Source organism: Mycolicibacterium insubricum (genome assembly GCF_010731615.1).
GTDB classification, from domain to species: Bacteria; Actinomycetota; Actinomycetes; order Mycobacteriales; family Mycobacteriaceae; genus Mycobacterium; species Mycobacterium insubricum.
In genome coordinates, this window is the sequence record NZ_AP022618.1 from 4,229,726 (window position 1) to 4,243,281 (window position 13,556).

The following is a 13,556-nucleotide window of genomic DNA, read 5'->3' on the forward strand; positions in this document are numbered from 1 at the left end:
GGTCGAAAGACCGGATCACAGCGACGGGGTGGGCCCGGACGCCGGCGGAATCGGCGGCTGTCCGGTCTGGATCTGCTGGGTCGGCCCGGCCGGCGCCGCGGGATCCGGTGCGGAACCGACGGCCGGCGGCGGGCTGAAGCTCGGGTAGCCGGTCGGCGGCGTCGGCGGGCCCTGCGGGGCCGGAGGCGGCGGGTAGCCACCGGAACCCGGCTGCGGGGGCGGCGGGTAGGCACCGTACTGCGACGGGTAGCCGGGGCCGCCCGGGGCGCCGGGAGCACCGTAGGGCGCGCTCGGGGCGCCGTAGGCACCGTAGGCGCCGAAGTCCTGCTTGGGCGCCGGGGCCGGCGGGGTCACGACGCCCGAGTCGAACAGCAGCCCCATGACGGCGGCGCCGGCCTGCAGCAGCACCAGCAGCAGCACCAGCCAGATGGCGAAGCCGTAATCCGTAGCTTCGCCCACCGAGACGACGGACTGGATGACGTAGAGCAGGCCGAGGACGCTCAGCACCGCGGCGGGCGCGGCGGTGTGCTTGACCGACGGCACCAGGCCGACGGCGGCGACCAGCGCGCCCAGCAGCGACCACAGCACCAGCTGAGGGCTGCTGGCGCTGATGGTCACGCTGCCGATGCTGCTCACGAAGGTCGGACCGAAGTTCGCCAGGTAGGCCAGCACGCCGAGGGCCGCCACGCCGATGTTGACGAAGAACGGCAGCTGGCTCGGGCCCGGCTCGACCGCCGCGGCGCTCGGCGCCGGGGCGCCGACCGGCGGGGCGGGAGGCTGCGGCGGCTGGTAGCCGCCGGGGCTGCCGGGTGGGTAGGTCATGGTCTCTCCTTGCGGGTTGATTCCAGGGTCAACCGCGACGCACCCCTCGTTCGGTACGCGCCGCGTCGGTCTTCCACGCTAGCGCACCGGGGTTGCGGCGGTGCGCGCCAACTGACGGTGTGCCCGGGCGCGCCGCGGGCCGCTCAGTTGGGAATGCGGTCGAGGATCCGCTTGGCGACGACCGACGCCTTGGACAGCAGCGGGGTGGCGATGGTCTGGCAGTCCACCATCAGGCTGCCCTTGATGGCGATGACCCGGTCGATGCCCTGGGCGTTGTCGTCGGGGTCGACGACGGTCATGCCGAGCATCCCGTTTCCGGCGTCGACGGGCGGGGTGACCGTCAGCTGCGTCGTCGTGCCGTAGGACGTCCGGGAGAAGCCGGCGCCGCAGCGCTGCCACAGCGCCCGGTAGGCGTCGAACGCGCGCTGTGCGGTGGCCTGATCCGGATAGAGCACCAGTCCCTGGTCGATGAGCACCTGCCTGGCGCCGGTCGCCGAGTTGGTCACCCGGGTCTGGTAGATGCTCGTGTAACCGGTGTTGTCGTAGGCCTGCGACATTCCGCTGTACGTCGCCGAGATGCACTCCGCGGGGGCGTAGGTGACGCCCGCGGACGGGACGTCCGGTGCGTCGTAGACCTGGCCGAGTGTCAGGTCGGAGACCCCGGTGAGCTGCGAGACCTCCGCCGGGCTGGACAGCAGCGACGGCAGGTTGTCGGCGTCCATGGCCGCGCTCGTCGTGGTGGTCGTCGTCGCGGGACCCGGTTTCTCACCGGCGATCGGTGTCCCGACGACGGTTTCGGTGGAGAAGGCGTAGAACGCCACCGCGAAGATCGCGACGACGGCCACCGTCGCCACGGCCAGCGCCACGATCTGCGGGCGACGCGACGGGGCGCCCGGCTGCGCCGATGTCGCCGCCTGGGGCGGCAGAGGTGGCGGGGGCGGCGGGGGTGTCCCGCCGGGCGCCTGCTGCCAATACCCGCCTGCGGTCACGACGCCTCCCGGTCAGTGCAGCCTCTTCAGTACAGCGAGGCCCGATTGACCCCGTCAGCAAACTCTACGGCGATCCGGGCACCCAGCGGATCACCATTTGACATCAGGTCCACCAGCGCCGGGTCGGTGCAAACGGCCAGGAACCGGCGGTCGTCGGTGCCGGTGCGCCCGACAATGATGCCGGTGCGCACCGGCCAGTCGTAGCGCACCGAGTACGTCTCGATGACGCCGTCGCCGTCGACGCTGCGGACCGAGGCGACGGTGGGGGCGGTGTCGATACCGGCCTGGATGGCGGCGTCGTCGTTGTCGCGCCACGGGGCCGGAGCGGCGGAATAGATTCCGACCGAGTATTTGCTCATGATGCCGCCGTTGGCGCCGATCAGGCCGAAGCTCCCGGGCTGTGCCCGCATCCGGTGGACCGTTTCGGCGATGGCGTGCAGCGAGTAGCTGTTGCCGGGGCCGCCGAAGTACGGCAGGCCGCCGGTGAGGGTGAGCCCGCGGGGGTCGTCGGTGGCCAGGCCGGTGCCGTCGCACACCGCGAACACCGGGAACGGGAAGCAGCTGTAGAGGTCGAAGGTGGCGATGTCGGCCAGCCCGATGCCGGCCACCCGCAGCGCCTCGGTCACCGCGCCGGTCGCGGCGTGGCTGACGTCGAGGTGACGGCGGTCCAGCAGCTGTTGCTCGACCAGGTCGGCGTGGCCGTGCAGGTACACCCAATTGGCTTCCGGGACGCCGAGGCGGCGGGCGGCGGCCACCGACATCAGCACCAGCGCCGCGCCCTGGTTGACCTGGTCGCGCGCCACCAGCAGCCGTGGGTAGGGGTCGGCGATCATCCGGTTGCACTCGTCGACGGTGGCGATCTCGGCGGGGGTTCGGGCCACCGGCGAGGAGGAGTACGGGTTGGCGGCGGCCACCGTCGACATCGGCGCGAACAGTTCGGCCATCTGCCGGCGGTACTGGTCGACGGTCGCGCCGAGGCGGGCGCGCCGGGCGTTGTCGAGCAGCCCGTACTGCACCGGCGCGCCGGTCAGCCCGTGCGCCACGGTGTACTCGGTCATGTAGTACTCGTAGCCGTAGCCGCGGTTCTCCAGCTGGCCGCCGACCTGTTCGGCGTGCTCCGGCTTGTCCTCGCGCTTGGCGAAATACCTTAGCGTTGAGCCGTTTTCGGACCCCATGATGACGACGACGTCGGCGTTGCCGGCCGCGATCTCACCGGCGAACTCGGTGACCAGCTTCTGCGGGCCGTTGCCGCCAATCGGTTCCAGCACCGCCCGCGCGGGGTCGAAGCCGATGCGGCGGGCCACCGATCGCGGATAGTTGTCCGAGGCGCCCAGCGGCGGCGGGGCCGGGGTGCAGATCTCGAACTGGCGCAGCCCCGCGACGGTGTCGACGGCTTCGGCGACGACAGCCGGGTCGGCGCCGGTGTCGGCCAGCGCGGCGCGCACGGCCTCGGTGGCGAGCTCGACCGACGAGCGGCCGCGGTAGCCGTCGTCGTCGATGCGTTCGGTGAACTGCCCCACCCCGACCAGCACCGGTGTCCGCGCATCGACCGTCATCGGCAGCTCCTTTTCGCCCACGACTGAACGTGCGGTATTACACCACGGTGCGTATTTGTCACGCCGACGGGAGTGGGCGCCGTGTCACTCGAACGGCCGATAGCGCGATGCCGCGCGGTCGACTACGCCTATACAGAGACGGACTAAGTATCGCTTTCGAGGGGAATCATCGATGCCGAAGACTCAGATGTTCCAGCGGGTGTTGCTGCTGGGCGCGGCGGCGCTCACCGTGGCGTCGTTCACCGCGGGCTGCCCGGGGTCGGAGCAGTCCAACGCGACGTGCGACGACTACGCGCGGGCCGATTTCAAGCAGCAGGGCGAAATCCAGCGGGCCCTGCTCAAGGCCCACGACCTGGACACCACGTCGGTGAGCAACACCATCGGCCTCACCAGCGCGATCGAGGACAAGTGCGGCTGGGAGCATACGAACAGCAAGAACGGCAAGGCCACCCGCAACGGCTCGAAGAAGATCGACGACCTGATCAACTGGAACTCGAAGCAGTGGTAGCGGGCCGACCCGCCGGTGAGGGTGGCCCGCAAAAACGGCGAGCGTGCGTGTCCCCGGCGGGGACACGCACGCTCGCCGGTAAGGGTTAGAGCGCTTCGTACAGAGCGCGGGCCAGCTTCGCGGTCTCCGACGGGGTCTTGCCGACCTTGACGCCGGCGGCCTCCAGGGCCTCCTTCTTGGCCGCCGCGGTGCCCGAGGAACCGGACACGATGGCCCCGGCGTGACCCATGGTCTTGCCCTCCGGCGCGGTGAACCCCGCGACGTAGCCGACGACCGGCTTGGTGACGTTGGCCTTGATGTAGTCGGCCGCACGCTCCTCGGCATCGCCGCCGATCTCGCCGATCATCACGATGACCTTGGTCTCCGGGTCCTTCTCGAACGCCTCGATGGCGTCGATGTGGGTGGTGCCGATGACCGGGTCGCCGCCGATGCCGATGGCGGTGGAGAAGCCGAGATCGCGCAGCTCGTACATCATCTGGTAGGTCAGCGTGCCGGACTTGGACACCAGGCCGATCGGGCCCTTGCCGGTGATGTTGTTCGGCGTGATGCCGACCAGCGCCTCACCGGGGGTGATGATGCCCGGGCAGTTCGGGCCGATGATCCGGGTCTTGGCGCCCTTGTCGACGTTGTACGCCCACGCATAGGCGCTGTCCTGCACCGGGATTCCCTCGGTGATGACCACCAGCAGCGGGATCTCGGCGTCGATGGCCTCGATGATGGCGTCCTTCGAGAACGCCGGCGGCACGAAGGCGATCGACACGTCGGCGCCGGTCTTCTCCATCGCCTCTGCGACACTGGCGAACACCGGGAGTTCGACGTCGTTGCCGTCAGAATCCTTATGTGACACCGTGGTTCCGGCCTTGCGCGCGTTCACGCCGCCGACCACCTGAGTGCCGGCCTTGAGCATCAGCGCGGTGTGCTTGGTGCCCTCGCCGCCGGTGATGCCCTGGACGATGACCTTGCTGTCCTTGTTCAAAAAGATCGACATATCCAGTGTCCCTTACTTGTTGGCCAGCTCGGCGGCTTTGTCGGCACCGGCGTCCATGGTCTCGGCCTGGATCACCAGCGGGTGGTTGGCCGCGGCCAGGATGCGGCGGCCCTCTTCGACGTTGTTGCCGTCGAGGCGCACCACCAGCGGCTTGTTCGCCTCGTCGCCGAGGGTGTTGAGCGCGCCGACGATCCCGTTGGCCACCGCGTCGCAGGCGGTGATGCCACCGAAGACGTTGACGAAGACGCTCTTGACCTGCGAGTCGCCCAGGATGACGTCCAGACCGGCGGCCATCACCTCTGCCGAGGCGCCACCGCCGATGTCGAGGAAGTTGGCCGGCTTGACCCCGCCGTGGTTCTCTCCGGCGTAGGCGACAACGTCCAGCGTCGACATGACCAGGCCGGCGCCGTTGCCGATGACGCCGACCGAACCGTCGAGCTTGACGTAGTTCAGGTCGTGCTCCTTGGCCTTGAGTTCCAGCGGATCGGTGGCGTCGCGGTCCTCGAACTCGACGTGGCCGGGCTGACGGAAGTCGGCGTTGGCGTCCAGGGTGACCTTGCCGTCCAGCGCCAGGATCTGGTCGTCGGGCGTGCGGACCAGCGGGTTGACCTCGACCAGGGTGGCGTCCTCGCCGACGAAGACCTCCCACAGCTTCTGGATGGTCACCGCGGCGGCGTCGAGCACCTCGGCGGGCAGGTGGCCCTGCTCGGCAATGGAGCGGGCGGTGGCCAGGTCGACGCCCTTGACTGCGTCGACGGGCACCTTGGCCAGCCGGTCCGGCTTGGTCGCGGCGACCTCTTCGATCTCCATGCCGCCCTCGACCGAGCACATGGCCAGGTAGGTCCGGTTGGCACGGTCGAGCAGGAAGGAGATGTAGTACTCCTCGGCGATGTCACTGGCCTCGGCGACCAGCAGCTTCTTGACGATGTGGCCCTTGATGTCCAGGCCCAGGATGTTCTTGGCGTGCGTGTAGGCGTCGTCGGCGGTGGCGGCGTACTTCACACCACCGGCCTTACCGCGGCCACCGACCTTGACCTGCGCCTTGACCATGACCGGCTTGCCGATCTCCTCGGCGATCGCCTTGGCACCCTCGGCCGAGTCGGTGACCCGGCCGGCTGAGGTCGGTACGTTGTGCTTGGCGAACAATTCCTTCGCCTGGTACTCGAAAAGATCCATGTGAGCTCACTGTTCTATTCGTCTATTCGTATGAGGGGACCGACTTAAGCCGTCCGAAGGCACCATATCGACTCGGCGAAATCGCTATCACAGCACCCACCCCATGTGGTAAAGGTCACCGCGCCGGTACGGTGATACGAATCACAAAGTACGGCGGATCACCCCGTTGGCTTGCGACCATCGACGGGGTTTAGATACCGTTTCCGGGATTAGATAACGCTTTGGTTACGACACGTGGAGTTCACAGGTTGACGCAGCAAAGTTCTTCAGGGGCCCGGCGCCCCGGAGCGCCGAGGGCAGCGCGCCGATCCAGCATCCCCGTCGGCGCCACCGAGGTTACCGATATCACCACCGGCAATATCCTTGCTGACGTGGACTTCAACCATCGCTCGCTGGCCGGCCGCACCGAAGTTCTGCACGCCCCCGAGCTCGACGACCTGGCCGACACCGACAATCTGGTCGCCATCCAGCTGGAGAAGCCCAGCAAATCGACCATTGATCCGGACGACGTGATCACCGAGGTGCTGCCCCGCATCGGCACGCACCGCAAGGACCAGACCAGCGCGACCCGCGGCCGCGTGCTGATCGCCGCGATGGCCGCCGGCGCAGCCGCCGCGGCCGCCTACACCGTGCTGACGCCGCGGTCGGTGGAGCCCACCGAGACCGTGCTGGCCGCCGACGAGACCACCACCACCGACAGCGGCGCCGTCATCACCGGCGTCGGCGGCGGTATGCAGCTGGTCAGCATGGCCCCGGCGCTCAACACCGCGAGCCACAACGAAGAACTGGCCAACGGCGCAGCATTCGCCCAGGAGCGCGCCGAGCGCGAGGCCCGGCTGACCCGCCCGCTGTTCGTCAAGCCCACCACCGGCGTCTTCACCTCCGGCTTCGGCTACCGCTGGGGTGCGCTGCACGCCGGCGTCGACCTGGCCGCCCCGATCGGCACCCCGATCTACGCGGTGTCCGACGGAACCGTCATCGAGGCCGGCCCGACCGCCGGCTACGGCGCCTACGTCAAGATCCGGCACAGCGACGGCACCGTCACGCTGTACGGCCACGTCAACACCTGGACCGTCACCGCCGGCCAGCAGGTGATGGCCGGCGACCAGATCGCCACCGTCGGTAACCGGGGTAACTCCACCGGCCCGCACTGCCACTTCGAGGTCATGCCCGACGGCAAGTCGCGCATCGACCCGGTGCCATGGCTCGCCGCCCGCGGGATCTCCGTGGGCAGCTACGTCGGCTGATCGGATGATCGCGCCAGGCCGGGCACGCTGTTTCGGCCGGCCACCGCTAGGCTGACCTCATGAATCCATTCGGCGGTTCGCCCTACGGTTCTTCGGGCTACGGTTCCGGCGGATACGGCTCGGGCGGCTACGGTTCCGGTTCGCCGTACGGCCAACCACAGCAGTCCGCTCCGTGGGAGCAGCAACAGGGCATGGGCTACTCGCCGTACGGCATGCCGCCCGCTGGCCCGTCCGGAGCCACCGCCATCACCGCCGGAGTGCTGGCTGTCCTGGGTGGCGTGGCGGCGCTCGTCGCGATCTTCGGCGCCGGCGTCGGTATGGTGTCGGTGAGCATCCTGTTCAACTCGGCCCACGTTTACGGCGGCCTGCCTGGCTGGTATGTGGCGACGACGGTGATCGGCCTGATCTGCAACGTGGCGGTCGCCGCCCTGCTGATCACCGGTGGAATCATGATGTTCCTGCGCAAGCGGATGTCACCGATGCTGGTCACCATCGGTTGCGGTGTCAGCATCGCGGGCAGCATCATCGGCGTGATCGCTGCCTACGCGTACTACAGCGAGATCGTGGACAGCTACGGCTACTACTACGGGTATCACACGCCGACCTATGCAGTCTCACTCGTGGGCCTGATCTTCCCGATCGCCACCATCGTGCTATCCCAGCTGCGCTCCACCAAGCTCTACTGCACCCGGTAGCGGCCCACCCGGGCCGGTAGCCAAGGCCTACAGCTTGGACACCGGGGCGTGGTTGTGCATGAGCTTGACCCGGCCGGCCGATCCGAAGTCGATCAGCGACATCGCCGATTCGCCGACGCCGGAGACCTCCTCGACCCGGCCCAGCCCGTACTTGTCGTGGGTGACCCGGTCGCCGGGCTCCAGCGTGATGATCGGCTTGTTGCGCCGGGCGGCCGGCGCCGGGCGCGACGACGGGGCGAACCGGCTGGTCACCGGGGCGCTGCGCGACGGCGCGGATTCGACTCTGCGCCAATCGATCAGCGTCTCGGGGATCTCCCGCAGAAATCGTGATTCCGGGTTCAGCATGGGTTGGCCCCACGACGAGCGGACGATCGCCCGGCTCAGGTACAGCCGCTGCCGCGCGCGGGTGATGCCGACGTAGGCCAGCCGGCGTTCCTCGGACAGCTCGCCCGGATCACCCAGCGCCCGCATGTGCGGGAACATGCCGTCCTCCCAGCCGGTGACGAAAACCACCGGGAACTCCAGCCCCTTGGCGGTGTGCAGCGTCATCATGGTGACCACACCGTCGCCGTCCTCGGGGATCTCATCGGAGTCGGCGACCAGCGACACCCGCTCCAGGAACTCGGCGAGCACCCCCAGCTCAGGGTCCTCGGTGTCGGACTCGATCCCTTCCTCCTCGCGCAGGGCATTCGCGTTCGCCCGGTCGATGCTGAATTCGTGTGCGACGGAGACCAACTCGTTGAGGTTGTCGAGCCGGGCCAGGTCTTGCGGATCGCTGCTGGACTCCAGCTCTCGCCGGTAGCCGGTACCGTCGAGCACCGCCTCGACCAGGTCGCCGAGTTCGTCGCCCAGGTGTGCGCGCAGGCCGTCGAGCATCTCGATGAATGCCTTGATGGCCTTCTCGGAGCGGGTGTTGAGCATCGGGACCCGGCCGGCGGCGGCTTCGGCCAGCGCCGCGTTGAACCCGATGCCGGTGTTCTCCGCGTGCACGGCCACGCACGCCTCGGCGCGGTCACCGATGCCGCGGCGCGGGGTGTTGAGGATGCGCCGCATGCTGACCGCGTCGCCGGGGTTGTCCAGCACCCGCAGGTAGGCGACCAGGTCGCGGATCTCCTTGCGTTCGTAGAAGCGCACCCCGCCGACCACCTTGTAGGGGATGCCGGAACGGATGAACACCTCCTCCAGCGCGCGCGAGGAGTTGTTGGTGCGGTAGAACACCGCGACGTCGGCGTAGGTGTGATCGCTGCCCGAGACGAGTTCCTCGATCTCGGCCGCGACGAACCGGGCCTCGTCGTGCTCGTTCTCCGCGACGAAGCCGACGAGCAGCTCGCCCTCCCCGGCATCGGTCCACAGCCGCTTCTCCCGGCGCCCGGTGTTGTAGGCGATGACCGCGTTGGCGGCGGTCAGGATGTTCTGGGTGGACCGGTAGTTCTGCTCCAGCAGGATGGTGGTGGCGTCGGGGTAGTCGCGCTCGAAGTCCTCAATGTTGCGGATCGTCGCGCCGCGGAACGCGTAGATGGACTGGTCGGCGTCGCCCACCACGCACAGCTCGGCGGGCCCGACCGAGGCGTCGGCGGGCAGGTTGTGCCCGACCAGCTCACGCACCAGCATGTACTGGGCGTGGTTGGTGTCCTGGTACTCATCGACCAGGATGTGGCGGAATCGGCGGCGGTAGTACTCGGCGATGTTGGGAAACGCCTGCAGGATGCCGACCGTCTCGGAGATGAGGTCGTCGAAGTCCATGGCGTTGGCCGACCGCAGCCGCCGCTGGTACTCGGCGTACACCTGCGCGACTACGCCGGCCAGGTCTTCGGTGGCCTCTGCGGCCGCGCGCTCCGGGTCGATGAGCTCGTTCTTCAGGTTGGAGATGGCGTTGGACAGCAGCCGCGGCGAGTGCCGTTTGATGTCCAGGCCCATATCGCGGGCGATCATCCCCAACAGTCGCCGCGAGTCGTCGGCGTCGTAGATCGAGAAGTTGGAGTTCAGGCCGGGTAGCAGCGACGCCTGATTGCGCAGGATCCGCACGCAGGTGGAGTGGAAGGTGGACACCCACATCGAGCGGGCCCGCGGGCCGATCAGGTCGACCACCCGCTCGCGCATCTCGGCGGCGGCCTTGTTGGTGAAGGTGATGGCCAGGATCTGGCCCACGCCGACGTCGCGGGCACCCAGTAGGTAGGCGATGCGCCGGGTCAGCACCGCCGTCTTGCCCGACCCCGCACCGGCCACGATCAGCAGCGGTGAACCCTCGTGCAGCACGGCCTGGCGCTGCTGCGGGTTGAGCCCGTCGAGCAGTTCGTCGGGCGGGGTGGTCTGGGAGAAAAGCGACAGTTCACCGGTCATATCGCTTCTCAACCTACCGCCGGGCGCCGACACCGAAATCCGGGCCTCGGCGGCGGCCCGCTCTGGCGGTGTCGCGCCACAGATCGGACGCCTCGCCGCCCGGCGAGTACCAAATGGTGACCGCTCAGGGCATTCGCCTGGATAATCCAGTTGACGGCGCTGTTCGGTGAACATTCGGTACGGCTTTGCACGGCCGAGGCCCCCGGTGGCAGACTCGACGGGTGAGTTGTCGGCAGCATCGATTTTTTTACGGGTACCGGTCCGCGGTGCCCGTGGTCTAGCTGCCTCGCAGCCCCGCGGTCCGCAATCGCAGATCCGGGGCTTGCTTCTTGTGGAAGTCCGGCTCCGGAACCGACACAGGAAAGAGTCCCATCATGAAGACAGAAACCGAGGTCATGCCCGATATCGACGACCTGCGCCTGGAAATCGACCGCCTGGACGCTGAAATCCTGGCGGCGGTCAAGCGCCGCCGCGAGGTGTCGCAGGAGATCGGGCAGATCCGGATGGCCTCCGGCGGCACGCGTTTGGTGCACAGTCGCGAGATGAAGGTCATCGAGCGCTACAGCGAACTCGGCCCGGACGGCAAGGATCTGGCCATGCTCCTGCTGCGCATGGGTCGCGGTCGGCTCGGCCACTGAGCGCGAAGCGCGAGGTGGCGAGCCGCCTGACAACCTGGGTCGGCTCGGCCACTGAGCGCGAAGCGCGAGGTGGCGAGCCGCCTGACAACCTGGGTCGGCTCGGCCACTGAGCGCGACGCCTTCGCTCGGCAGCTGGAGTGCCAACCACGTTAGGGTCAGTCCATGACCGCCGCGACGCCCGATATCACCGCCGGCCCCGCATGGGCCGCACTGTCATCCCACTACCGGCAGGTCGGTGATCGAACACTCCGGGAGCTGTTCGCGGACGACCCCGATCGCGGGCGGGAACTGGCGCTGACCGTCGGTGATCTGTACATCGACTACAGCAAGCACCGGGTCACCCGCGAGACCCTGAAGCTGCTGTGCGACCTGGCCGAGGCCGCCGATCTAGTCGGCCACCGCGACGCCATGTTCCGCGGCGACCACATCAACACCTCCGAGGACCGGGCGGTGCTGCACACCGCGCTGCGGCTGCCGAAAACCGCCCGGCTCAGCGTCGACGGCCAGCAAGTGGTCACCGACGTACACGCCGTGCTCGACGCCATGGGCGCCTTTACCGACCGGCTGCGCGACGGCAGCTGGACCGGCGCGACCGGGCAACGGATCACCACCGTGGTCAACATCGGCATCGGCGGCTCGGACCTGGGCCCGGCGATGCTGTACCAGGCGCTGCGCCACTACGCCGACGCCGGCATCTCGGCGCGCTTCGTATCAAACGTGGATCCGGCCGACCTGGTCGCCGCGCTGGCCGACCTCGACCCGGCGAGCACCCTGTTCATCATCGCCTCCAAGACCTTCACCACGCTGGAGACGCTGACCAATGCCACCGCGGCCCGGAGCTGGCTGACCGACGCCCTCGGTGACGACGCCGTCAGCAAGCACTTCGTGGCGGTGTCCACCAACGCCGAGCTGGTGTCCGGCTTCGGCATCGACACGGCCAACATGTTCGGCTTCTGGGACTGGGTCGGTGGCCGGTACTCGGTGGATTCGGCGATCGGGCTGTCGGTGATGGCGGTGATCGGCCGGGAGCGGTTCGCCGAATTGCTGGCGGGCTTCCACCTGGTCGACGAACATTTCCGCACCGCCCCGCTCGCCGAGAACGCACCGGTGCTGCTGGCGCTGATCGGGCTGTGGTACTCGAACTTCTTCGGCGCCCAGTCCCGCGCGGTGCTGCCATACTCCAACGACCTGGCCCGGTTCGCCGCCTACCTGCAGCAACTGACGATGGAGTCCAACGGCAAGTCGGTGCGGGCCGACGGGTCGGCGGTCGGCGCGGACACCGGCGAGATCTTCTGGGGTGAGCCGGGGACCAACGGCCAGCACGCCTTCTACCAACTGCTGCACCAGGGCACCCGGCTGGTGCCGGCCGATTTCATCGGGTTCGCCGAGCCCACGGACGACCTGCCCACCGCCGACGGCTCCGGCAGCATGCACGACCTGCTGATGAGCAACTTCTTCGCCCAAACCCAGGTGCTGGCGTTCGGCAAGACCGCCGAGGAAATCGCCGCCGAGGGCAGCCCGGAACACCTGGTGCCGCACAAGGTCATGCCGGGCAACCGGCCGAGCACCTCGATCCTGGCCACCCGGTTGACCCCGTCGGTGATGGGCCAGTTGATCGCGCTGTATGAGCATCAGGTGTTCGCCGCGGGGATGATCTGGGGTATCGACTCGTTCGACCAGTGGGGTGTGGAACTGGGCAAGGCCCAGGCCAAAGCACTTCTTCCGGTGATCACCGACGCCACCCCGCCCGCGCCCCAGTCCGACAGCTCCACCGACGCGCTGGTGCGCCACTACCGCAGCGCCCGCGGCCGGGCCGACTGAGCGGGCTCAGGCGAAGAATTTCACCAGCCGGGTGGGCGCCACCTTCATCGCGGCCACCACCGGCGTCCACGGCCAGGCCGGGACGATCGCCCGGCCGCGTTCGCGCTCGACGGCGGCCACCATTGCCGCGACGCCGGTTGCGTTGTCCACCATCATCTTCGAGCCACCCGAGCGCGCGGTCATCTCGGATTCGATGTAGCCGGGTTCGAGCACGGTGATGGCGATCGGCCCGCCGGCGTGCTCGGCGCGCAGCGATTCCCCCAGCGACGAGACGCCCGCCTTGCTCGCCGCATACGCCGCGCGCACCCCGGGTACGCCGCGGTTGCCGAGCACCGAGGACACCAGCACCAGATGTCCGCCGCCGGCGGCCCGGAACATCTCCAGCGCGGTCTCGATCTGTACCAGTGCAGCAACGAGATTGGTCTCGATGGTGGCCAGGTTGGCGGCGAGCTTGCCGGTGCCCAGTACCCCGCCCTTGCCCAGTCCGGCGTTGACGATCACCCGGTCGATGCCGCCGAGTTCGGCCGCCAGCGCTGCGAACACCTGCGGGACGGCGTCGTGGTCGTTGACATCGAGTTCGGCGATGGCAACCGTGATGCCCGGGTGCGCGGCGGTCAGTTCGTCGCGCAGCTCCTGCAGCCGTTCGACGCGGCGGGCACACAGAGCGAGGTTGCGGCCCTTGGCGGCGAAGGCGCGGGCCATGCCGGCGCCGAGTCCGGAGCTGGCGCCGGTGATGAGGATGTTCTGCCTAACCATTCCCGCAGCGTAGCCAAGGA

Annotated in this window: 12 protein-coding genes; 5 read left to right on the forward strand and 7 right to left on the reverse strand. The window is 68.7% G+C overall.

The window, feature by feature from the left end:
- Nucleotides 1–15: 15 nt before the first annotated feature.
- From G6N16_RS19860 to G6N16_RS19870, 3 genes are all read right to left on the reverse strand, one after another.
- Complete coding sequence (locus tag G6N16_RS19860) at nucleotides 16–822, reverse strand: DUF5336 domain-containing protein (protein ID WP_083033797.1); 807 nt, start codon at nucleotides 820–822, stop codon at nucleotides 16–18.
- A 143-nt stretch (nucleotides 823–965) separates the two neighbouring features.
- Nucleotides 966–1,811, reverse strand: a complete 846-nt coding sequence (locus G6N16_RS19865) for a sensor domain-containing protein (protein WP_133053030.1) — start codon at nucleotides 1,809–1,811, stop codon at nucleotides 966–968.
- 26 nt (nucleotides 1,812–1,837) lie between these two features.
- The gene (locus tag G6N16_RS19870; RefSeq protein ID WP_083033806.1) at nucleotides 1,838–3,367 is read right to left on the reverse strand and encodes an acetyl-CoA acetyltransferase; all 1,530 of its coding nucleotides are present in this window, start codon (nucleotides 3,365–3,367) and stop codon (nucleotides 1,838–1,840) included.
- 172 nt (nucleotides 3,368–3,539) lie between these two features.
- On the opposite strand from G6N16_RS19870, the gene G6N16_RS19875 reads away from it, so the two are divergent.
- Nucleotides 3,540–3,875 carry a hypothetical protein gene (locus tag G6N16_RS19875; protein WP_133053031.1) on the forward strand — a complete coding sequence of 112 codons (336 nt, stop codon included), beginning with the start codon at nucleotides 3,540–3,542 and terminating at the stop codon, nucleotides 3,873–3,875.
- Nucleotides 3,876–3,960: 85 nt separating this feature from the next.
- On the opposite strand, the gene sucD is transcribed toward G6N16_RS19875, so the two are convergent.
- On the reverse strand, nucleotides 3,961–4,863 hold the full coding sequence (gene sucD / locus G6N16_RS19880; protein ID WP_083031208.1) for a succinate--CoA ligase subunit alpha: 903 nt from the start codon (nucleotides 4,861–4,863) through the stop codon (nucleotides 3,961–3,963).
- Between the two features lie 12 nt (nucleotides 4,864–4,875).
- Nucleotides 4,876–6,039, reverse strand: coding sequence for an ADP-forming succinate--CoA ligase subunit beta (gene sucC, locus G6N16_RS19885; RefSeq protein WP_083031210.1), 1,164 nt, complete (start codon nucleotides 6,037–6,039; stop codon nucleotides 4,876–4,878).
- A 248-nt stretch (nucleotides 6,040–6,287) separates the two neighbouring features.
- Between sucC and G6N16_RS19890 the strand changes: the two genes are divergently transcribed.
- Nucleotides 6,288–7,286: a M23 family metallopeptidase gene (locus G6N16_RS19890; RefSeq protein ID WP_083031211.1), complete on the forward strand. Its 999-nt coding sequence runs from the start codon at nucleotides 6,288–6,290 to the stop codon at nucleotides 7,284–7,286.
- 59 nt (nucleotides 7,287–7,345) lie between these two features.
- A complete protein-coding gene (locus tag G6N16_RS19895) occupies nucleotides 7,346–7,981 on the forward strand; it encodes a hypothetical protein (RefSeq protein WP_083031213.1) in 636 nt (211 codons plus the stop codon).
- A gap of 27 nt (nucleotides 7,982–8,008) precedes the next feature.
- Here the strand turns inward: G6N16_RS19895 and pcrA are convergent, their stop codons facing one another.
- Entirely contained in the window at nucleotides 8,009–10,321 is a 2,313-nt protein-coding gene (pcrA, locus tag G6N16_RS19900) for a DNA helicase PcrA (RefSeq protein WP_083031214.1), read from the reverse strand.
- Between the two features lie 374 nt (nucleotides 10,322–10,695).
- Here pcrA and G6N16_RS19905 point away from each other — a divergent pair, with 374 nt between their 5' ends.
- Together G6N16_RS19905 and pgi are read left to right on the forward strand one after the other, a co-directional pair.
- Nucleotides 10,696–10,959 carry a chorismate mutase gene (locus tag G6N16_RS19905; protein ID WP_083031216.1) on the forward strand — a complete coding sequence of 88 codons (264 nt, stop codon included), beginning with the start codon at nucleotides 10,696–10,698 and terminating at the stop codon, nucleotides 10,957–10,959.
- A gap of 162 nt (nucleotides 10,960–11,121) precedes the next feature.
- The gene (gene pgi / locus G6N16_RS19910; protein WP_083031218.1) at nucleotides 11,122–12,780 is read left to right on the forward strand and encodes a glucose-6-phosphate isomerase; all 1,659 of its coding nucleotides are present in this window, start codon (nucleotides 11,122–11,124) and stop codon (nucleotides 12,778–12,780) included.
- Between the two features lie 6 nt (nucleotides 12,781–12,786).
- On the opposite strand, the gene G6N16_RS19915 is transcribed toward pgi, so the two are convergent.
- Entirely contained in the window at nucleotides 12,787–13,536 is a 750-nt protein-coding gene (locus tag G6N16_RS19915) for an SDR family oxidoreductase (protein WP_083031219.1), read from the reverse strand.
- Nucleotides 13,537–13,556 lie beyond the last annotated feature (20 nt).